The 20,215-nt window shown below is 62.6% G+C and carries 20 protein-coding genes; 15 read left to right on the top strand and 5 right to left on the bottom strand.

Annotated features, from left to right (window positions below; genetic code table 11):
• Window positions 1-346 precede the first annotated feature (346 nt).
• Window positions 347-2,005, top strand: a complete 1,659-nt coding sequence (leuA, locus tag AHA_RS13770; RefSeq protein ID WP_011706534.1) for a 2-isopropylmalate synthase — start codon at window positions 347-349, stop codon at window positions 2,003-2,005.
• A 92-nt stretch (window positions 2,006-2,097) separates the two neighbouring features.
• Window positions 2,098-3,351 carry a DUF1615 domain-containing protein gene (locus AHA_RS13765; protein ID WP_011706533.1) on the top strand — a complete coding sequence of 418 codons (1,254 nt, stop codon included), beginning with the start codon at window positions 2,098-2,100 and terminating at the stop codon, window positions 3,349-3,351.
• Window positions 3,352-3,407: 56 nt separating this feature from the next.
• Here the strand turns inward: AHA_RS13765 and AHA_RS13760 are convergent, their stop codons facing one another.
• From AHA_RS13760 to AHA_RS13750, 3 genes are all read right to left on the bottom strand, one after another.
• Window positions 3,408-3,971 (bottom strand): hypothetical protein, encoded by a 564-nt coding sequence (locus AHA_RS13760; protein WP_077392284.1) that lies wholly within the window; start codon window positions 3,969-3,971, stop codon window positions 3,408-3,410.
• A gap of 137 nt (window positions 3,972-4,108) precedes the next feature.
• Window positions 4,109-4,975 (bottom strand): nuclease-related domain-containing protein, encoded by an 867-nt coding sequence (locus AHA_RS13755; protein ID WP_164927682.1) that lies wholly within the window; start codon window positions 4,973-4,975, stop codon window positions 4,109-4,111.
• A 224-nt stretch (window positions 4,976-5,199) separates the two neighbouring features.
• Window positions 5,200-6,156 (bottom strand): hypothetical protein, encoded by a 957-nt coding sequence (locus AHA_RS13750; RefSeq protein ID WP_011706531.1) that lies wholly within the window; start codon window positions 6,154-6,156, stop codon window positions 5,200-5,202.
• Between the two features lie 221 nt (window positions 6,157-6,377).
• Between AHA_RS13750 and AHA_RS13745 the strand changes: the two genes are divergently transcribed.
• The 7 genes from AHA_RS13745 (at window position 6,378) to AHA_RS13715 (ending at window position 13,572) form a co-directional block, all read left to right on the top strand.
• Window positions 6,378-7,961, top strand: a complete 1,584-nt coding sequence (locus AHA_RS13745; protein WP_011706530.1) for a CHASE4 domain-containing protein — start codon at window positions 6,378-6,380, stop codon at window positions 7,959-7,961.
• A gap of 230 nt (window positions 7,962-8,191) precedes the next feature.
• The gene (locus tag AHA_RS13740; protein WP_011706529.1) at window positions 8,192-8,842 is read left to right on the top strand and encodes a DedA family protein; all 651 of its coding nucleotides are present in this window, start codon (window positions 8,192-8,194) and stop codon (window positions 8,840-8,842) included.
• A gap of 99 nt (window positions 8,843-8,941) precedes the next feature.
• Window positions 8,942-9,475 carry a spermidine N1-acetyltransferase gene (gene speG, locus AHA_RS13735; protein WP_011706528.1) on the top strand — a complete coding sequence of 178 codons (534 nt, stop codon included), beginning with the start codon at window positions 8,942-8,944 and terminating at the stop codon, window positions 9,473-9,475.
• A 251-nt stretch (window positions 9,476-9,726) separates the two neighbouring features.
• Window positions 9,727-11,022 carry a DEAD/DEAH box helicase gene (locus tag AHA_RS13730; RefSeq protein WP_016351179.1) on the top strand — a complete coding sequence of 432 codons (1,296 nt, stop codon included), beginning with the start codon at window positions 9,727-9,729 and terminating at the stop codon, window positions 11,020-11,022.
• Between the two features lie 99 nt (window positions 11,023-11,121).
• Window positions 11,122-11,760 (top strand): DUF2913 family protein, encoded by a 639-nt coding sequence (locus AHA_RS13725; RefSeq protein ID WP_011706526.1) that lies wholly within the window; start codon window positions 11,122-11,124, stop codon window positions 11,758-11,760.
• A gap of 269 nt (window positions 11,761-12,029) precedes the next feature.
• Entirely contained in the window at window positions 12,030-13,073 is a 1,044-nt protein-coding gene (locus tag AHA_RS13720) for a M35 family metallo-endopeptidase (RefSeq protein ID WP_039216042.1), read from the top strand.
• Between the two features lie 64 nt (window positions 13,074-13,137).
• Window positions 13,138-13,572 carry a protease gene (locus tag AHA_RS13715; protein WP_162275724.1) on the top strand — a complete coding sequence of 145 codons (435 nt, stop codon included), beginning with the start codon at window positions 13,138-13,140 and terminating at the stop codon, window positions 13,570-13,572.
• Window positions 13,573-13,591: 19 nt separating this feature from the next.
• Here the strand turns inward: AHA_RS13715 and AHA_RS13710 are convergent, their stop codons facing one another.
• Complete coding sequence (locus AHA_RS13710) at window positions 13,592-14,590, bottom strand: questin oxidase family protein (protein WP_164927681.1); 999 nt, start codon at window positions 14,588-14,590, stop codon at window positions 13,592-13,594.
• A 66-nt stretch (window positions 14,591-14,656) separates the two neighbouring features.
• Between AHA_RS13710 and soxR the strand changes: the two genes are divergently transcribed.
• From soxR to AHA_RS13680, 6 genes are all read left to right on the top strand, one after another.
• The gene (soxR, locus tag AHA_RS13705) at window positions 14,657-15,124 is read left to right on the top strand and encodes a redox-sensitive transcriptional activator SoxR (protein WP_011706522.1); all 468 of its coding nucleotides are present in this window, start codon (window positions 14,657-14,659) and stop codon (window positions 15,122-15,124) included.
• Window positions 15,125-15,192: 68 nt separating this feature from the next.
• A complete protein-coding gene (locus AHA_RS13700) occupies window positions 15,193-15,771 on the top strand; it encodes an O-methyltransferase (protein WP_011706521.1) in 579 nt (192 codons plus the stop codon).
• 9 nt (window positions 15,772-15,780) lie between these two features.
• Entirely contained in the window at window positions 15,781-16,191 is a 411-nt protein-coding gene (locus AHA_RS13695) for a nuclear transport factor 2 family protein (protein WP_011706520.1), read from the top strand.
• 267 nt (window positions 16,192-16,458) lie between these two features.
• Window positions 16,459-17,232, top strand: a complete 774-nt coding sequence (locus tag AHA_RS13690) for an amino acid ABC transporter substrate-binding protein (RefSeq protein WP_011706519.1) — start codon at window positions 16,459-16,461, stop codon at window positions 17,230-17,232.
• A gap of 57 nt (window positions 17,233-17,289) precedes the next feature.
• Window positions 17,290-17,946 carry an amino acid ABC transporter permease gene (locus AHA_RS13685; RefSeq protein ID WP_172583086.1) on the top strand — a complete coding sequence of 219 codons (657 nt, stop codon included), beginning with the start codon at window positions 17,290-17,292 and terminating at the stop codon, window positions 17,944-17,946.
• On the top strand, window positions 17,943-18,704 hold the full coding sequence (locus tag AHA_RS13680; protein ID WP_011706517.1) for an amino acid ABC transporter ATP-binding protein: 762 nt from the start codon (window positions 17,943-17,945) through the stop codon (window positions 18,702-18,704). The genes AHA_RS13685 and AHA_RS13680 overlap by 4 nt, the downstream gene beginning before the upstream one ends.
• A gap of 86 nt (window positions 18,705-18,790) precedes the next feature.
• Here the strand turns inward: AHA_RS13680 and AHA_RS13675 are convergent, their stop codons facing one another.
• Window positions 18,791-20,206: an FAD-dependent oxidoreductase gene (locus AHA_RS13675; protein WP_011706516.1), complete on the bottom strand. Its 1,416-nt coding sequence runs from the start codon at window positions 20,204-20,206 to the stop codon at window positions 18,791-18,793.
• Window positions 20,207-20,215: the final 9 nt, after the last annotated feature.

Raw genomic sequence — 20,215 nt, 5'->3', positions numbered from 1 at the left:
CATCGTGAGACAGAAAGCATCGCAATGATTGCGCAATAGATATATTTGACAGCCTTCTTTGCAATCTCTCGCCCGCGTCGCCTCTCTATACTGGTTTCTCGTCACAGGATTTATCGACCTAGGTCGTCTGCGCCTGCCAACGCAGGGGCGAGCAGATCGGGCCCGCAACCTTATCGGGTTGTGCGGCCGGCCCCCACTTACCGGAAGGGGCCACAGGAAACCGGGCGTGGGGCTACCGCCGCACGACCGGCCAGGGCCAGCGTTACCGCGCCAACCCGCTTCCCCTCCTTGTCCCCGTCAATCAGCCCAGCCGTACCGCCAGGGCATCTGCCAAGGGAATCAGAATATGAGCTTCGATCATCGCAAATACCGCCGTGCCCCCGTCATCAATCTGGCGGATCGCCAGTGGCCCAACCGGGTGCTGGAGCGGGCGCCGCTCTGGTGCGCCGTGGATCTGCGCGACGGCAACCAGGCGCTGGTCGAGCCGATGACGGTGGCGCAGAAGCTGCAGATGTGGGCGCTGATGGTGCACATCGGCTTCAAGCACATCGAGGTGGGCTTTCCGGCCGCCTCTCAGCCCGATTTTGACTTCGTGCGCGAGCTTATCGATCGCAATCTCATTCCGGACGACGTCACCATCCAGGTGTTGGTACAGGCGCGCGAAGATCTGATAGCCCGCACCTTCGAGGCCCTCAAGGGGGCCAAGCGGGCCATCGTCCACGTCTACAACTCGGTCAACCCGACCCAGCGCAACTATGTGTTCAACTCAGGGCGCGAAGGGGTCAAGGCCATCGCCGTGCAGGGGGCGCGTTGGGTGCGGGAGTATGCGGCCCGCAATTCGGGCACCGAGTGGAGTTTTCAGTACTCGCCGGAGAGTTTCAGCTGCACCGAGGTGGAGTTCGCCGTCGAGGTGTGTGACGCGGTGATCGACCAGTGGCGCCCGGCGGCCCGCCCGATGATCCTGAACCTGCCCGCCACCGTGGAGGTGAGCACCCCCAACGTGTTTGCCGATCAGGTGGAGTGGTTCTGCCGCCACCTCAAGGCGCGCCCCGAGGTGAGTATCTCCATCCATACCCACAACGATCGGGGCTGCGGGGTGGCCGCCGCCGAGTTGGCGGTGTTGGCGGGGGCGGATCGCATCGAGGGCACCCTGCTCGGCAACGGTGAGCGCACCGGCAACATGGACATCGTCACCATGGCCATGAACCTCTACAGCCAGGGGATCGACCCCGAGCTCAACCTGGCGGACATGGATGCCATCGTCGCCACCGTGGGAGCCTGCACCCAGATTGCCCTGCACCCGCGCCACCCCTATGCCGGCGAGCTGGTCTACACGGCGTTTTCCGGCAGCCACCAGGACGCCATCCGCAAATCCCTGGCGGCGGAGAAGCCGGATCACTACTGGGACGTGGCTTACCTGCCCATCGATCCTGCCGATCTCGGTCGCAGCTACGAGGCGGTGATCCGCATCAACAGCCAGTCCGGCAAGGGGGGCGTTACCTACCTGCTGGAGCGCGATCTTGGTCTGCAACTGCCGCGTTGGCTGCAAATTGACTTCAGCCGCCGGGTACAAGCCGAGGCTGAGGCGAGCAGCAGCGAGATAAGTCCGGAGCAGATCCGCTCCCTGTTCGAGCGTCACTATCTCGAACCCGCCCACGGCTATCGCATCGGTCGCTTCCAGCTCGGTCGCGACAGCCAGGAGAGCCTGCGCCTCGAACTGCAGACCCCGACCGGCTCGCTGCAGTTGAGCGGTGAAGGGGAGGGGGCCATCACGGCGCTGGTCAACGGCTGGCAGCGTCAGACCGGGATGCACATCGACGTGCTGGATTACTCCGAGCATGCCTTAAGCGCCGGCACCGAGTCCCGCGCCGCCGCCTACGTGCTGCTGAGTGTCGACGGGACCCGCACCTGCGGGGTGGCCATCGGCCGCGATGTGGTCAGCGCCTCCCTGCAGGCGGTGATCAATGGCGCCGCCCAGATAGAGGCGCTGCGCCAGAGCGCCTGATCCCGGCGCCGTATCGACCCTTGGGGGCCCTCGTCACGCAGGCGGGGGCCCTTGTCATTGATGGCTTCTGCTCCCCGTCTCAATCCTCTACAATGCCCTGCCTGTCTGCGTCCGGATACCCTTTGCGGGGGCCGGGACGCCTCATCCACCGGGAAGCATTCATGTCTCATCTCATCGTCTGTCGTCATTATCTGGCCCCGCTGCTGGCCCCCTTGCTGCTGGCCGCCTGTGCCAGTGAACCCGTCAGTCAGGGCGATGCCAGCAAGCCTGGCAGCGCTGCCGTCACCGGGCCGGCCATCGCCAGGCCCGCCCCGCTGCCCAAAGCCCAGGTCCCCCGGGCGCCCGCCAGCATGCAGTCGCGCATCGTGCGGCTGCTGCCGGCCCGCACCGTGGATCGCAACGGCTGGGCCCAGGATATCGTCACCGCCCTCGCCAAACAGGATCTGGCGGTGACCGACGAGAACGTCTGCTCCGTGCTGGCGGTGGCGGAGCAGGAGTCCACCTTTCAGGCCGACCCCGTGGTGCCGGGCCTTGGCAAGATCGCCTGGAAGGAGATCAACGCCCGCGCCGGCAAGCTGCTGATCCCCGAGTTCGTGGTGCGCACCGCGCTCTCCATCAACTCGCCCACCGGCAAAACTTACGCCGAGCGCATCGACAAGTTGCGCACCGAGCGGGAGATGAGCGAGATCTTCGAGGACATGATAGGGGAGGTGCCCATGGGCAAGACCCTGTTCGGCAACATGAACCCGGTACGCACCGGCGGCCCCATGCAGGTGAGCATCGCCTTTGCCGAGGCCAACAGCGACGGCTATCCCTATCCGATCAAGGAGTCCATTCGCCACGAGGTGTTCAGTCGCCGTGGCGGCATCTGGTTCGGCACCCGTCACCTGCTCAACTACCCGGCCCAGTATCCGGATCACCTCTACCGCTATGCCGACTTCAATGCCGGCTGGTATGCGAGTCGCAACGCCGCCTTCCAGGCGGCGGTGAGCCGGTTGAGCGGCAAGCCGCTGGCGCTGGATGGGGATCTCATTCGCTACGACTCCGAGCTGCCGGGCAAGACCGAACTGGCGGTGCATACCATCGCCGGCCAGCTCAGCATGAGCACGCAGGCCATCCACCAGAGCCTGAAGCTCGGCGACACCAGCGAGTTTGCCCAAAGCGATCTCTATCACAGGGTCTTCGTGCTGGCCGATCGCAAGGCGGGCAGCCGGCTGCCCCGCGCCGTGCTGCCGGGGATCTCGCTCAAGAGCCCCAAGATCACCCGCAACCTCACCACCGCCTGGTTTGCCAAGCGAGTGCAGTGGCGCCAGCAAACCTGCCTGAAGCGGCTGGGGTCGCTGTAACTGCAATAACAAAGGCGGCCAATGGGCCGCCTTTGTTTTATGTAGATATCATGGCGTCAAGTTAACTGTTTAACCGCAACCAGTATCTTGTAATTGTTTTTCCACTCTCCTTCGACAGGAAGATCAGAAAACTCCAGTGTTTTACTATATAGAAATGGACCGCTATTTAGGCAGGCTGGCCAAGTATCAAAGATATCCTGCTTGCCTTTATTTTCTGTCCAGACATCGGCCAGCACTACGGCATAACGCTGGCGCTGTATTGGGTTAATTAGCCCCTTTTCAAGCAACAGGAGTGCTTCATTGGACTGCATTCGTTCAATATCATTCCTGACACTATTAGTTTTTGATTGAGGTGCCGTAAAGCGCTTAGCCTCAATAAGAAATAGCGCCGTTTCCGTGAAAACTACGGCGTCCATATGTTTCTTTTCCGTGAGGCTTATTGGAGCTTCAAACCATGAGAAGCATGAGCCGGGATAGAGGCTTTCAAGCGCAGAAACAAAGTTGTTGGTGAGATTCCGTTCGGTGAAGCCGGTAGCTCCATGTGCAGGGTAGTAGTGAGAAAAAATAGTTATATATCGGCTGTGCAAACGAGCCATTAATTTATCTAGAAATACTTTCATGTTATTGCTCCATAAATGTACTGATGTATCTAGACCAAGGGGTTTTAAAGCGGCGATAGGGTGTAAATATAAAATAAATCCCCTGCACAGCTTCAATGACTCTGGTCCGTTTAATGATTCGAGATAGTGTTCTCCGATTAAGGGGACTGACTGTGTAACAAAGTCACGCCCCTGCATTTTGGGAATCCGCTGCATCCCCAAAACTGATTGCCCTTGTTTTCCCCCCGAGTTGCGGTGCGCAATACCATGGTGTTGCCACATCTGGGGCAGAGCGGGGGTGGATTGTCCGGTGGCAATACGCTCTGTGAGGGTGGGTTTGCAACTGATTGCCTGACAGGTGCGCGGGTGGAAACATGGTTGGCGGATGGGCCGGCATGACGTGCCTTGAGCTGGGTGACATGCTGCCGGTGGGTTTGCCAACTGGCGGTCAAGCGGCCTTGCTGAATGGTGTCGACAATCCGAACGACGTCGGCGGTGCTCAAGACGGGAGTGGTCTTGCTCTTGATATAGCTGACCAGTCCGCGACGCATGACGTTCTCCGGCATGGGGGTTTTGAAAGTGCAGTCGCCAATAAAATAGACGATGGAATGCAACTGGTGATCCGCCAGCCCCAGCAGGGATTTGAGGGTCATCAGGTGCAGATAGTTTTGATGCAACGGGTTTTGAAAGCCGTGCCGGTGTCGAAACAGCTGCTGGGTCCAGCGCTTGTGTCTGGGATCGCCGAAGATCCACCCCTTCATGTTTTTGGTTTCTATCACGAATACGCCGAAGCGGGAGACGAGCACCTGATCGATCTGGGTGCTGCCCTGCTCGAGCGGCAAGGTGACATTGCTCAGCAGATGATATTCCTGCCGGTCGAGAAAGAGCCGGATGCTGAGATTGAGCAGCCACTCCCCGATCATGCCCTTGAACCAGGGGCTCTTGGCTATGGTGACCAGCAAAAGCAGTGGCAGCAGAAACCAGAACTGGTTCAGCAGAGCGGCCATCAGGGCGGTAACGTCCATGTGATCTCTCCTCGCTCCCGATGCCTCTCCCTGGCGACGGGGCACTCTGATTGGCGTGAGCCTGGTGTGGCACCACAGGATTGGTGCCATCCGGAAAATGGGGTGCCGAAGTGAACTACTTTAGCGAGTTGACTAGAGGGAATGTGTGACCGCTTGCACCAACTGAGCGGCGCATCACTCTTTTTGTGCCAACGCCAGAGAGGGAAGCAGCCGCAGGGAGTGGCCTAGAAGCTCATCGCCAGCCCGACGCCGTAGCCGCTGGTGTTGTGGCTGAACATATAGCGGGCCACCAGCCGGGTGCGGGTGACGAAGATATCGTACTTGCTGCTGTCGAGCTCCACCCCGAGGCCGAGGGAGTTGAGGGAGTTGAAGCCGAGCAGGCCGCGCTGCTCGCCCAGGTATTCGGTGCGGGCCCCCTCCATCACGTAGCGCACGGGTTTGCCCAGCAGCGTCAGATTGCCGATGGGCGCGCGCCGGCGCAGATAGAGGCCGAGGTTTTCGGCGTTGGCCTGGCCGGTCACGCTGGCGGCGGTGCCGCCAAAGCTCTGCAGGTGCTGATAGGAGTAACGCAGCTCGGCGTCGATGTCCTGGGCAGGGGAAAACAGCTCGTAGTCCAGCATCATGGCGCCACCGAGGCCGTAGACGTCGAGTCGGCCACCATCGAGAAAATCGAGGTTCTTGCCGGTGTATTGGCCCAGCAGCCAGTTGCCGATGCGCAGATCGCTTGCCACCGTGCCGAGGGTGACGTTGCCGATGGGGCGCAGCACCCAGTTGCCGCCGTGGCTGTCCCGGTGCAGCCCTATGTCCCAACCGATCCCGCCAGTGGCGGTCAGGCTGTTCCACTTGGTGGGAACGGTGCGGCTCTCGCTGCCGTTGCTGACCACGAACTGGGGATCGTAGCGGCTGAATCCCAGGGTTCCTTCCAGATAAATCGGCACGCTCTCGCTCATGGTGGCGCCGCCGCCGATCTGGGTCATGTTGAGGGCCGAGGATTGATTGGTGCCGCTGCCGATGTTGATGTTGCTGGCGGTGATGTCGGGCACCACGGTGAAGGTCATCAGCGACACCACGGCGTTGGCGCGTTGTTGCACCCGTGAGTCGTCGTCGGCCATGACCTGGCAACTGCACAGCAGGCCAAGCAGCAGGACGGGGCGCAGTGGAAGGGGGAGAGGTGTGAGCATGCCGGGATCCCGTGAAGCCTCTTCCGATGAGGCACGGTTACACTGTAGCGATTATTTGCTCGCTTGGCAGCTCCACCGTGAGCCGGATGACGCCATTTGTGCCCATTCACCCCATGGCAGTGCAGGTTGGTCGCCCTGGCGAGCTTTTTCGCGCAAGAGAGAGGTGCAGAGGCAAAATCCATTAAACTCAATGGGTCACCTGTTCGGGAGTGTGGGTAAAGATGAAGATCAGCCGCAAGATTACGCTGACCATAGTGCTGACGCTGCTGCTGTTGCTGGGGGTCGGCTATGTCGGCCTTCATTATGTGGTCGGCAACAAGTTCGGCGAGCTGGAGCGCATGAGCGTGGAGCGCAACCGCGAGCGGGTCCGGGCCGTGGTGCAGGCCGAGCTTGGTCAGCTCACCATGCTGGGGCAGGACTGGTCCGAGTGGGACGAGACCTACGCCTACATGGTGAGCCGCGATCCCGCCTATCTGGCGGCGAATCTCAACGTGCGCACCTTCGAGACCCTGGGGGTGGATCTGGTGGCGCTCTATGATGCGGACAAGCAGCCGCAGGCGGCGTTTGCCTATCATGGCGGCCAGCTGGTGACGCAGACGCCGGCCCAGCTGGCGCCTCTTACCGATTATCTGGTGCGTTACGGCAGCCTCAAGCCCAATGCCGGCATCTGGTTTGACGGCGAGCGTTACTACCTGCTGGCCGCCACCCAGATCCTGACCAGCGAGGGGGAGGGGCCGAGTCGCGGCACCCTGTTGCTGCTCAAGGCTTTCACTACCCGGCTGGTCCATCAGCTGCAAAAGCGCACCAATCTCTCGCTCTCCTTTTTGAGCCCGCAGCAGCTGGCCACCAGCCTGGGAGTCACCACCCTGGCCCGGCTAAGGGCCAACGACAGCCTGATCCTGCCGCAGGAGGAGCGACTGCTCACCCTGGCCCAGATCGATACCCTGCAGGAGGACTCCCCGCTCATCTTTCGCTTCACCTTGCCACGGGATCTGATGCTGGAGGGCAAGGCCATCGAGCGCCACATCTTCTGGCTGCTGAGCCTGGGGACCTTGCTGTTCGGGGCTCTGGTGCTGCTGATCCTCAACGGCTATATCGCCGCCCGTTTGCAGCGGCTGAGCGCCAATCTGCGGCTCATCGGTGACGATGGCGCGGTGCGCCGGCTGCTGGTGGAGGGCAACGACGAGATCTCCCAGGTGGCCATCGATTGCAATCGGATGCTCGATCATCTGGACAGCCTGCGTCAGCGCCAGCTCGACAGCGAAGCCCGCCAGAAACTGCAGCACGGCGCCCTCATTCATCTGGCCAAGAGCGATCTGCTGAGTGGCGAGGATCCGGGTCAGGCGGCGCGCCACATCAACGAGGCGATCTGCTCTGGCACCGGCGCGGCGCGGGCCAGCGTCTGGTTCAGTGCCGAAGACAAGCAGAGCATGTACTGCCAGGATCTGTTCTTTTTGCCCAAGCTCCATCACCAGCAGGGCTTTCACCTGCCCTATGCCTTGATCCAGGGGCGCTACGAGGTCTCCAAGCCCGAGCATGAACCCTGCCTCATCCTGCGCGAGACCTACGATCTGACGCGCTTTGGCGCCATGCTGGCCCAGCTCGGGCTGGAGGGGCTCTCCGGCACCATCCTGATGGCCCCCCTCAAGCAGGGGGATGAGCTGCTCGGCTTCATCATCGCCGAGCGGGCCAGGCTGAGCGAGGTATGGCATCCCGACGAACTCGCCTTCGTGCTGTCGGTGTGCGATCTCTCGGCCCAGACCCTGCTCACTCTCACCAAATTGCAGCGCCTCAAGCGCAGTTGACGCCGTTTTGCTGTCTGGGCCCCTCCAGCCGGAGCGGGCCCGATTTTTTTGATGGCCCTTGCCGATTATCTCCCCTATCCATGACCTGTATTAATTTCTTGTTCACTTGGCCGGGTGTATAACGGGCCACCCTCAGGGAGAAAAGGGGTTGGCGACAGGGAGGGTCTGCCGCACCGGAGGCCGTCAGGCCACCCAGGATGGATGCTCACGAAGTTGATGGGAGTCACCAGATGCAGGACATGCTGCTTGCCATATGGCAACAGGACTTTGACCAATTGATCCAGATGCAGGCGGTAGGCCTGCTCGTCACCTGCCTGGTGGTGATCCTTTTTCTCGAATCGAGTTTCGTGTTTCTGCCCCTGCCCGGCGACAGCCTGGTGCTGCTGGCCGGCGGGCTGGTGGGGATGGGGGTGCTCGGCCCCGAGGTGACGCTGCTCTACATGCCGCTGGCGGCGGGGCTTGGCAGCCTGATCGCCTATGTGCAGGGGCAGGCGCTGCACGGCACCGCCTTCATGGGCCACGTGGAGCGGATGATCCCGGATGGCAGCCTGCCGCGGGCCTCCCGCCTGCTGCACAACTACGGCTTCTGGGCCATGTTCTCCTCCCGTTTCGTGCCCTTCGTGCGGGTGCTGACCCCCATGCTGATGGGGGTCTCGCGGCTGCACCTGCCGCGGGTAATGATCGCCAGTTTTGCCAGCGCCTTCCTCTGGGCCCTGGTGCTGAGCTTGGTGGGCAAGGCCGTGATGGCGGCCCCGGTGTTCGCCCAGTATCACGAGCTGCTGACCAAGTGCCTGCTGGTGACCTCCCTCGGCCTGTTCGTCATCGCCATGGCCGCCATCGCCATCCGGCTGCTCAAGCGCCCGACCAACCGCATTCGCTGACCGGCCGGGGCAGGGGCCTCGCCGTCTGTTGCTCTCATTCTTCATGGCGCCGCCGCCCCTGGCTGGCCGGCGCCCCTTCACTCTGCAAGCAGGTACCTTATGTCATCCCATGACACCTTGACCCTTCGCCCCCTCGAGCGCGAGGATCTCAAGTTCGTCCATCAACTCAACAACAACGCCAGCATCATGCGCTACTGGTTCGAGGAGCCTTACGAGGCGTACATGGAGCTGGCCCAGCTCTATGACAAGCACATTCACGATCAGCACGAGCGCCGCTTCATCCTCGAGGTGGCGGGGGACAACGTGGGGCTGGTGGAGCTGGTGGACATCCGCAGCATCCATCGCCGCGCCGAATTCCAGATCATCATCGCCCCCGCCCATCAGGGGAAGGGCTATGCCAAGACCGCCACCTTGAAGGCGATGAAGTACGGCTTCAACGTGCTCAACCTGCACAAGCTCTATCTCATCGTCGATCGGGACAACGCCCGGGCGATCCACATCTATCAGGAGCTGGGCTTCGAGCCGGAGGGGGAGCTCAAGGAGGAGTTCTTCATCGATGGCCAATACCGCACCGCCATTCGCATGTGCCTGTTCCAAAGAGACTTCCTGGCCCAGAATGGTCTAGGTGGCTGAACTCCCGTACGGACGTGAAGGGCTGCTGGCGGGGTGTGTTCGCCTTGCCAGCCAGGCGGCCCTGGCCCCATGAAAAGGGCGCGTATTTGAGGCAGAATTTGCGCCATCTATCTGTTACACTTCGCGCCCGCCATTTTCCGGCCACTCTCTGACTTGATGTCAGGCACAGCCGTCGGTGGTCTGCACCGACTTTTCGCTCATGCCGAGCTAACCAAGCCAGCCACAGTCCAGCTGGAACACAGGAACCCATTATGAGATTTGAATCGTTCGATTTTGCCCCCGAGATTTTGCGCGCCATCTCAGAGTGCGGTTATCAGGAGATGACCCCTGTGCAGCAGCAGGCGATCCCGGCCATCCGCCGCGGTCGCGACGTGCTGGCCAGCGCCCAGACCGGTACCGGCAAGACCGCCGCCTTTGCCCTGCCCATCCTGCAGCGGCTGGTGGACAACCCCGCACCGGTGCAGCCTTCCAACGCCCGGGTGCTGATCCTGACCCCGACCCGCGAGCTGGCGGCCCAGGTGGCGAGCAACATCAATGACTTCGCCAAGCATCTGGATATCACCACCCTCACCATCTACGGTGGTGGCAAGCAGGATGTGCAGGCCAGAAAACTGAAAGCGGGCGCTCACATCATAGTGGCGACCCCGGGCCGGCTGCTGGAGCACCTCACCGCCTGCAACCTGAGCCTCTCCGGTGTCGAGTGCCTGGTGCTGGATGAAGCGGACCGCATCCTCGACATGGGCTTCAGTGCCGATGTGCAGCAGATCCTGCAAGCAGTCAACAAGACCCGTCAGAACCTGCTGTTCTCCGCCACCTTCTCCGAGGCGGTGAAGAAGCTGGCCAACCTGATGCTGGACAAGCCCCAGATAGTGAGCGTCAACAAGCAGAACTCCACCGCCGATACCGTCAGCCACACCGTCTATCCGGTGGAGCAGAAGCGCAAGCGCGAGCTGCTCTCCGAGCTCATCGGCAAGCAGAACTGGCCGCAGGTGCTGGTGTTTGCCAGTACCCGCGAGAGCTGCGACGAGCTGGTGGCCGAGCTGAACCTCGACGGTATCAAGTCGGCCGTGGTGCACGGCGACAAGGCTCAGGGCAGCCGTCGCCGCGCCCTGCGCGAGTTCACCGAAGGCAAGCTGCGGGTGCTGGTGGCCACCGAAGTGGCCGCCCGTGGCCTGGACATTCCGGATCTCGAGTACGTGGTCAACTATGATCTGCCGTTCCTGGCGGAAGACTACGTGCACCGCATCGGCCGTACCGGCCGCGCCGGCAAGAGCGGCATGGCCATCTCCTTCGTCAGCCGCGAAGAAGAGCGAACCCTGCTGGAGATCGAGGCGCTGATCGGCCAGAAGATCCGCCGCATCATGGTGCCGGGCTACGAGGTGAGCAGCCGCGACGAGCTGATCAAGCAGCTGCAGGAGCGTCGCCGCTTCGGCAAGCGCCCGCAGCGGGAAGACAACGCCGCCGCCCAGGCCATGGCCGAGGCCAAGCTGCAGGGCCAGCGCCTCAAGCGCCTGGCTGCCGCCAAGAAGCCGCGCCAGCCGAAATAAGGCGCGCAGGCCGCTCTATTGAACCGCAAAGGCGCCACTGGCGCCTTTGCCATCTCTGTCATCGGTGTTGACTCCTGGTAGTCAACTCAAGGATTGCTTATGACCGCTCCTACCTACAATCAGGCCCTGTTCGAGATGGCCAGCCAGAGTCTGGCCGAACTGGCCCGCACCGCCGAGCAGAAGGCTGGCAAGCGTACCCCGGCGCAAGAGAGCCATTTTCTCTGCACCTGGATGGCCGACTCCCTCAAGGAGAAGCGCTTCTCCCGGCTGGTGATGGAGGATTTGAAGGATTGGGTGCAGCTTGGTCGCACCCTGGGGGCCGGCGCCGATCTCAAGGGACTGCTTGAGCGGATCATGAGCCAGTATGAGCGGGCCATGGCCGAGCCGACCGGGCTCGGCAGCCGGCTGGCCGCCCTGTTGGCCGAGCTCGCGGCCGAGGGTTGGTTAGTGATTACCGACAGCGAGGTGAGCGCCAAGCTGCGCCTGCAATCGGGCGGTCAGCCTAGCCTCATCATCAGCGCCAGCGAGTATCAGGGCCACATCGAGGCCGGCGAGCTGGTGAAGCCGCTCACCCTCTATGTGCGCGGCGACGAGGCCCGGCTGGCACGGGCGGCCTTTGCCCACCGCCTGCTGCTGAGCCAGGGCAACAAGAAAACCACCCTGGTCAAGCACCACAAGGCTTACCGGCTGGTGCCGGGCAACGCGCAGCCAGCGCTGGCGCTGCTGGTAGGCCCCTGAACAGGGAGTGCTCCATCTGTCTGATACCCCGGCCCGGTGCCGGGGTTTTTTATAGGCGCGGGGCGGGGTGGCAGGCAGGGGAAAGGGGGAGGGCACCGCGACTCTTGTCGCAGCAAGCGGGGACATTGGGCATTCCCCCTATCCTGGGGGGCGTCCCCCATATGGTGGGATGGTCGCGGAAAAAAACTGCTCTAGGGTGAGTGGGCCCCAAAGAGGGCCTTGAAGGAAGCAAACCGCCTGACAAGGCGACACTCAATGAATGAGGAAACATGATGAAAGCGACTCCCATTGCCCTGTTGCTGGCCGGCGTGCTGGCCTCCCCGCTCTGCGCCGCAGGGCTCGACGCCCAGCTCACCCTGGTGGATGGCAACAGTGACGACGTGCGCGTCAACCTGACCCTGACCAACAGCGGGGACAAGCCGGTTCGCCTGCTCAAATGGCAACTGCCGGGCAGCGAAGATGCCCCCCTGTTCCTGGTGGAGCGGGACGGCCAGCCGGTCAGCTACGAGGGGGCCTTGATCAAGCGGGCAGCCCCGACCGACAAGGACTTCCAGCTGCTCAAGGCTGGCCAGAGCCTGACGGTGCAGGCCGAGGTCTCCGGTCTCTACGACATGAGTGCCCAGGGCCAGTACAGCATCCGCTACCTGCTGCCGACGTTGCCGCAAGAGGCGAAAGCCGCCAAGGCCAAGCAGGCCCAGGCGAGCGAATCCAATGCGGTGACCCTGTGGGTGGACGGGGTGAGTGACGAGCGGGTGCTGGCCAAGGCGGCCCCCCTGGCCGAGCCGCAGGCGGTGACCGCCTCGGTTAGCTTCAGCGGCCGCTGCACCAACACCCAGAAGAGCGACATCCTGGCGGCGCTCGATGCCGCCAGCGGCATCACCAACAACTCCAGTAGCTACCTGGCGGTGGACAAGCCGGAAGGCCAGCGTTATCGCAGCTGGTTTGGCGCCTATGATGCATCGCGCTGGGATCAGGCCGAGACCCACTTCAGCAAGATCAAGGATGCCATCGACAACAAGCCGCTCACCTTCGACTGCGGTTGCAAGCAGAGCTACTTTGCCTATGTCTATCCGGATCAGCCCTACAAGGTCTACCTGTGCAAGAGCTTCTGGACCGCACCGGTCAGCGGGACCGACTCCCGTGCCGGCACCATCGTCCACGAGCTGAGCCACTTCAACGTGGTGGCGGGCACCGACGATCTGGGTTACGGTCAGGCCAATGCCCGCAATCTGGCGAAGACGGATCCGGTCAAGGCGCTCAACAACGCCGACAACCATGAGTACTTCGCCGAGAATACGCCGAGCGAAAACTGATTTGCCGACCGGGGGCCGCAAGGCCCCTTCTTGTCCATGTCGTTTGTCATAGGAAGGAGCGACCATGATGACACTCTTGCTCACCACCCTGGCGCTGGCCCCCCTGCAGTGCGATCTGTCGGTCAAGACACAAAGCCGGGTCAACGAGCCACTGCCGCTGGTGATGACCCTGACCAACCGGGGAGAGGGGCCACTCGAGGTGCTGAGCTGGTTCACGCCGTTTGAAGGCTGGTTTGCCGATGCCATCGATCTCACCCTCGATGATCGGCCGATACCCTACAAGGGCCCGCTGGCCAAGCGGGGCAACCCGGGCGCCGAGGATTTCTTCTTGCTGGGGGCCGGTCAGCAGAGCCAGGCCGACGCGGATCTGACCCTGGCCTATGATCTCTCCCGCCCTGGCCGCTACCAACTGAGCTACCGCGCCCAGCCGCTGACCCTGACCCGGGGCGTGGCTCCCCGCTGCCCCGTCATTCACTTCACCCGGCTGCCCGCCTCCTAGGGCGGCCCCTGCGTACGACCTAGATGGCATCCGGCCCGGTGAGCGGCGCCAGCAGCCCTGCCGCGCGGGCGGCCACCGCCAGATAACGGTCTGCCAGCAAAGGCCTGGCGAGCCCCTCTCGCCAGCAGCAATGCACCAGCTTGATCACATGATCGTCGAGGCTCGCCACTGCCCGGGCCAGCACGTTTTGCCACGACAGCTTGCCGGTATCGGGCCAGACCGGCGTCTGCAGTGACGGCGCGCCGACCGTGACATAGGCGGCCGCCACCGCCTGCCACATCAGGGTCTGCCAGCGCGCTTGCCATGGCGTTGGCAGGTGGCTGGCGACGATGGCGGCGGCGCGGCTGCCGGTCACCATGTGCAGCACGGTAAAATTGCCGGTCTGCCAGTAGAGGGCGAGGGCCGCGTCGGCCAGCTGCACCAGCAGATCCGATGATGACGCGACCCCGCTCGGCAACCCGGTTGCCCAGGTCGGCGCATCCGTCACCTGCCGCAGTCGTTTGGTGATCCACTCGCCTTGCCAGCATGCGCCTTCCCACTGCCGGGCCAGCGCGCTCAGCAGAGCGTCGATATCCTGCACCGGCGCCCGCTGCCCGGCCGGCACCTGCAAGGGTCGGCACTGCCAGGCGGCCAGTGCGGCGGCCTGCTCTCCCAGATGGCCATTTTCCAGCGCGCAGGCAAGGCGGATCAGTGGATGGAAGGCGCCGCCGGCCGGTGAAAGACCCTGTTCCAGCAGGGTGGCAAAGGTGGGCAGCCACCCCTCGTCGGCCAGCCGTGTTGCCAACTGCTGACGCAGCCGGACAAACTGCAGCTCCTCCTCATCCCCCTGCTGTTGTTCACCCCCCGGCAGGGCATGGTTGGCCTGCCAGTGTGCGAAGAACTGCTGCAGCTGGCGGGGATTGGCGCCCATCTCGTGCAGGGCGTGCAATGCCATCGGGCAGTGGTTGGTGGTGCCGCGTCCATTGAGGGCAAAGGCTCGATTGGCATCGAGCAGATGATGAAGATCATGCATAATCATTTGACTCCTTTCATAAGGGGAGACAGGATTGTGCAAGTTAAAGCTAACTTGAGGTCAAGCGTGGCGATGGAACGCAAATGGCTGGCCATCGGCCAGATAGCCAAACGCTCGGGCGTCAAGGCCAGCGCCCTGCGCTTCTACGAGCAGAAGGGGCTGATTGGCAGTGTGCGCAGCGAGGGGGGCCAGCGGCTCTATCCGCAGGATGTGCTGCGCCGTATCGCCTTCATCCGGGTGGCGCAGGGCATGGGGTTGAGTCTGGGCGAAATAGGGGAGGCCCTGGCCGGTCTGCCCGAGGGGCGCACCCCGGATCGTCGCGACTGGGACGGCATTGCCAGCCAGTGGCAGAGCCTGCTCGATCGGCGCATCACCGCTCTGCAGCAGCTCCAGGAGAAGCTTGGCGCCTGCATTGGTTGCGGTTGCCTCTCGCTGGAGCACTGCGCACTTTACAATCCGGATGATCAGGCCGCCCGGCAGGGCGAGGGTCCCCGCTATCTGCTGGGGGATACGCCACCGAGCGGGCCGGCAGCAAAATGATGAACATGAGGGGCGGTCCAGCCATGCCATGCACCGGGCCGACTCGTTTACACCGTCAAGGAGGAGACATGGCACTGGAACAACTGAAACGGGAGTTGGAGCTGTTTGGCGAGCAGAATGACGGCGCGCAACAGTCCCGTGGCAGCAAGATGCTCAACATTACCCGCGATACCGGCGAGCTGCTGGCGGTGCTGGTACAGACGAGGGGGGCCGATGCGGTGCTGGAGATCGGCACCTCCAACGGTTACTCCACCCTCTGGCTGACCGAGGCAGTAAAACGGCTGGGGGGCCGGGTCACCACCATCGAGCTGGACGAGGGTAAACGGGCCATGGCGGCCGCCAACTTTCAGCGGGCCGGGCTCGACCCCTGGATTGAGCAGTTGGCAGGGGAAGCAGGTACGCTGCTGCCCACCCTGCCGACGGCCGCTTATCCGCTTATCTTCCTCGACTCCGATCGCCAGCACTACCAGGCCTGGTGGCCCGAGATCCAGCGCCTGCTGGCCCCCCGGGGTCTGCTGGTGGTGGACAATGCCATCTCCCATCGGGAGGAGCTGGCCGAGTGGATGGCACAGGTGGAGCAGGATCCGGCGTTTGCGACCTCGCTGGTGCCGGTGGGCAAGGGGGAGTGGCTGGTGGTGCGGTTGTAGGGGACAGGCATGGAAAACAAGACCATGGAACCAAAAGCAGTGGTGGAGGCCTATTGGCAGGCCATGCAGAGCAACGATTTCGTCAAGGCCTCCAAGTGGCTGAGCGATGACTTCCTCTGTGACTGGCCCCAGTCGGGGGAGCGGATCGAGGGGCGGGCCAACTTCGTCGAGATCAATCGGCGCTACCCGGCGGCCGGGCCCTGGGATTTTGACATCGTCCGCCTGCTGGAGCAGGGGCGGGAGGTGGTGACCGAAGTGGTGATCACCGACGGTGAAGTCGAGGCGCGCGCCATCACCTTCCACACGGTGCGTGGCAATACCATCTGCCATCAGACCGAATTCTGGCCCGATCTCTACGAGGCGCCGCACTGGCGTCGTCACTGGGTCACCAGCATCCCGCGGGAGTCGCAACCCGCCTGACATGGTTTCCGCTGGCGGAGCGCCGCCAGCGGGGCTATTCCTCGGCCAGTCCGGCCACTATTTTTTCGTTATCCATTATTTCGATAAATATCCCCGTATTTCATGGTTGGGTCATGCCATGAGCCACGTTATGTTTCATCCATACCGCCGGCAAGAATTATGAAAGTTCTCTCAGCCGACAATTAATTTAAACATGATAACCGGCTGGTTTTATTTTGTGGTGGTTGGCAAGCGTTCTGGATGTTCATAAATATAACGAGGTGAATAATGAAAAAACGGCACTCCCTGTTTTTGATGGCGGCACTTCCGCTGGCACTGATGACATCGGTACAGGCACAGTCAAGCCTGGCCGAGATCCAGCGGGCCGGGGTGATCAAGATCGGTACCGAAGGGGCCTATCCTCCCTTCACCTATCACGACAAGAGCGGCAAGCTGGTGGGCTTTGACGTGGAGATCGGCGAGCTGATTGCAAGCGGTCTCGGCGTGAAGCCGCAGTTCGTCGAGGGCAAGTGGGACGGGCTCATCGCCGGGGTGGACGCCAAGCGCTACGACCTGGTGCTCAACGAAGTGGCCATCACCCCTGAGCGGCTGAAAAAGTATGACTTTTCAGACCCCTACATCACCTCCAAAGCGGTGATCGTGGTGCACAGCGACAACCACAGCATCAAGAGTTTTGCCGATCTGAAGGGCAAGAAATCCTCCCAGTCGCTGACCAGCAACTTCGCCCAGCTGGCGAAAGCATCGGGCGCCGAGGTGGTGGCCACCGAGGGATTCAACCAGTCCCTCGAACTGGTGCTGACCGGGCGGGTGGATGCCACCCTCAACGACAGCCTCTCGTTCCTCGACTTCAAGAAACAGAAGCCGGACGCCAAATTGAAGGTGGCGGCCACCGAGGCCAAGGGGGATCAATCGGGGGCCCTGCTCGCCAAGGGACAACCCGAGTTGCTGGCCGCCATCAATCAGGCGCTGCGCAATGCCAAGCAGGATGGCGCATATCAGAAAATATCGCAGAAATATTTCGGAACCGACGTCTCGCAATAATATCGCGGCAACATAATAACAACTGAGGATATTAACGTGCCGGCCTGGTTGCAGTTAATGATCGACTCTTTTTGGCCCCTGCTCAGTGCGGGGCTTATTTTTACCGTGCCGCTGACCCTGATTACCTTCGTGCTGGGAATCGTGCTCGGCTTGTCGGTGGCGCTGGCCAGATTATATGGTCCGGCCCCGTTGGTGATGCTGGTCCGTTTCTATGTCTGGCTTATTCGGGGCACCCCGCTGCTGGTGCAGCTGTTTCTGATCTTTTACGGTCTGCCGAGTGCGGGCATAGTGCTGGATGCCTTCACCGCCGCCGTCATCGGTTTCACCCTCAACATCGGTGCCTACAGCTCGGAGATCATCCGAGCCACCCTGGCGGCGATCCCGAAAGGGCAGTGGGAGGCGGCCTATTCGATTGGCATGAACTGGCCCCAGGTGATGTGGCGGGTGATCCTGCCGCAGGCGGCGCGCATCGCGGTGCCGCCGCTCTCCAACACCTTCATCTCCTTGGTCAAGGACACTTCGCTGGCGGCGGCGGTGACCGTGCCTGAGCTGTTTCAGGCGGCCCAGCGACTCGCCTCCGTCACCTATGAGCCGCTCATCCTCTATGTCGAGACGGCCCTCATCTACCTGTTGTTCAGCTCGGTACTCTCCACCCTGCAAGACAAGCTGGAGCAGCGACTGGCTCACAAAGAGACCGGGGAGGTCGCCCTATGATCCGCTTGAGTGGCATCGAGAAACAGTTTGCGGGGCAGCGAGTGTTGAAAGGGGTAGGGCTGGCGATGGCCGCAGGCAGCGTCACCGCCCTGATCGGCCCCTCCGGCAGCGGCAAGAGTACCTTGCTGCGCTGCGTGAACCTGCTGGAGCGGCCCGATGCGGGCCAGCTGATGCTGGGGGGCAGCGAGCTCGACTTTACCCGGCATCTGTCACGGCAAAGCGTGCTGGCCCTGCGCCAGCAGACCGGCATGGTGTTCCAGAATTTCCAGCTGTTCCCGCACATGACGGTGCTGGAGAACGTGATGGAAGGGTTGGTGACCGTGTTGAAGTGGCCCAGGGAGCGGGCGGCGGCGCGCGCCCTGCAACTGCTCGACAAGGTGGGGCTCAGGCACAAGGCCCAGGCGGTGCCTGCCACCCTCTCCGGCGGTCAGCAGCAGCGGGTGGCCATTGCCCGGGCACTGGCGCCGGCCCCCAAGGTATTGCTCTGTGACGAGCCCACCTCGGCGCTGGATCCCGAGCTTGCCCAGGAGGTTGTGGCGGTGCTGCGCCAGTTGGCCAATGAGGGCACCACCATGTTGATCGCCACCCATGACTTGCGCCTGGCGGCCCAGATCGCCCAGCAGGTGATCTTTCTGGAGGCGGGAGAGGTGGTGGAGGCGGGCAGTGCGCGCCAGATGTTCACTACCCCCAAGCGGGCGCGTACCTTCGAATACATCTCCACCCTCACCGAGCGGCTGCCGGAGAGTTGGAGCATCTAGCCGGTTCTGGCTGATTGAGAGCGATATAAAAAAACAGCCCCGCACGAGCGGGGCTGTTTGCATGGCAGTTTGGTTACGACGGCAGATCACACGGCCAGATAGTCCATGATCCCTTCGGCCGCTTTGCGCCCCTCATAGATGGCGGTCACCACCAGATCGGAGCCACGTACCGCGTCGCCACCGGCGAACACCTTGGGGTTGCTGGTCTGGAAGGCATGTTCGGCCTGCTCCGAGGCCTTGATGCGATCCCGGCCGTCAAGCTCGATGCCGTGTTCCGCCATCCAGGGTTGGGGATTGGGCTGGAAGCCGAACGCCATCACCACCGCATCGGCAGCCAGCACCTGCTCGGAGCCTGTCACAACCACCGGGTTGCGGCGGCCATTGGCATCGGGGGCGCCGAGCTCGGTGCTCACCACCTTGATGCCGCAGGTGCGGCCCTGGGCATCGAGCTCGACGCCGACCGGCTGCAGGTTGAACATGAATTCAACCCCCTCCTCGCGGGCATTCTTCACCTCCCGCTTGGAGCCCGGCATGTTCTCCTCGTCGCGGCGATAGGCGCAGATGACCTTGTCGGCCCCCTGACGGATGGCGGTACGCACGCAGTCCATGGCGGTATCACCGCCGCCGAGCACCACCACCTGCTTGCCGGCGAAGTCGATGTAATCGGCTTGCGCCTTCTCAAAGCCCAGCAACCGGTTGGCGTTGGCGATGAGGTAGGGCAGGGCGTCGTAGACTCCCGGTGCCTCCTCGTTGGCAAAGCCGCCCTTCATGTACTTGTAGGTGCCGACCCCGAGGAAGATCGCATCGAACTCGCCGAGCAGGTCGGCGAAGGTGACATCGCGGCCCACCTCGGTCTCGAGGCGAAACTCCACCCCCATTCCCTCGAAGATCTCGCGGCGACGCTGCATTACCTCTTTTTCCAGCTTGAAGGAGGGGATGCCAAAGGTGAGCAGACCGCCGATCTCCGGATACTTGTCGAACACCACCGGGGTGACGCCGCCCCGAGCCAGCACGTCGGCGCAGGCGAGACCCGCCGGGCCGGCGCCGATGACGGCGACCCGCTTGCCGGTCTTGACCACCTTGGAGAGATCGGGCTTCCAGCCCATCTCGAACGCCTTATCGGTGATGTATTTTTCAATGTTGCCGATGGTGACGGCGCCGAAGCGATCGTTGAGGGTGCAGGCACCCTCACACAGTCTGTCTTGCGGACAGACTCGGCCACACACCTCCGGCAGGCTGTTGGTCTGGTGGGAGAGCTCCACCGCCTCCAGAATGCGCCCCTCGTTGGCCAGCTTCAGCCAGTTGGGGATGTAGTTGTGCACCGGGCACTTCCACTCGCAGTAAGGGTTGCCGCAGTCGAGGCAGCGATCCGCCTGCATGCCGACCTGGGCCTGGTTGAAGGACTCGTAGATTTCCACGAACTGGATCTTGCGGATCTTGAGCGGCTTCTTGGGCGGGTCGACCCGCTGCACGTCGATAAACTGAAATACGTTCTGGCTCATAGGGTTCCC

The sequence above is a fragment of the Aeromonas hydrophila subsp. hydrophila ATCC 7966 genome (genome assembly GCF_000014805.1).
Lineage (GTDB): Bacteria > Pseudomonadota > Gammaproteobacteria > Enterobacterales > Aeromonadaceae > Aeromonas > Aeromonas hydrophila.
This window is presented reverse-complemented; position numbering and strand designations above follow the sequence as displayed.